Genomic DNA, 612 nt, shown 5'->3' with positions numbered 1-612 from the left:
ACCGAACGGCAGAGCCTGGCGGCCAAGCGCACTAATGAGCTGCGGCAAAAAGCCACAGAATCGAAGATACGGGCCGCGTGCAGGCAGCTTCAAGACCAGGGCAAGGCACTGGTACGTTCTGCGATTGCGACGCTCGCCGGCGTATCGGTGAGAACGGTGGCCAGCTACGCGCACATCCTCACGGAAGTCTCCCGACCTGCCAGTGTGAGTGTTCTGAGGGGCAGCCGTAAGGCTGTGTCCGTACCTCCTCGGCAGGATCGTTCACCCGCTAACCCACCCGTTCAGGCCCCTGTAGGTCAGCCTGCTGATGGCCGCGCCTCGGGTGTGCAATCCGCTGTACATCAGATATCTGCGGTCCCGCAGGGGCCGCAAGCCGGAGAGCCCTTAAAAACAGAACATGAGGATGGTTCATGATGGGGAGTGGGCGTATGAATTCAGTACTACGTCAGTGAGTATTCGGATCTAACTCAAGCCTGGTTCGTGTCTCTACATTTCGTGGTAGATGGGGGCTGCTATTGGAGAGCGGGACTCTTGCCTGCCCCAAGCTGACCCCTTACTCTGCAATCCCAATGAATTTGATAGGGAAGGAACACCACCATGGCTCTGACGAAA

At 58.0% G+C, this 612-nt stretch carries 1 protein-coding gene; it reads left to right on the top strand.

Features of this window, described 5'->3' with window-relative positions; genetic code table 11:
• The coding region (locus ALO64_RS26310) for a replication protein A (RefSeq protein ID WP_235804994.1) at positions 1 to 414 on the top strand (414 nt) is incomplete at its 5' end.
• Positions 415 to 612: the final 198 nt, after the last annotated feature.

Origin of the sequence: Pseudomonas meliae, assembly GCF_001400515.1 — a bacterium.
Classification (GTDB): domain Bacteria; phylum Pseudomonadota; class Gammaproteobacteria; order Pseudomonadales; family Pseudomonadaceae; genus Aquipseudomonas; species Aquipseudomonas amygdali.
The sequence above is the reverse complement of the archived record's forward strand: the minus strand, read 5'-3'. Positions and strand labels throughout refer to the sequence as shown.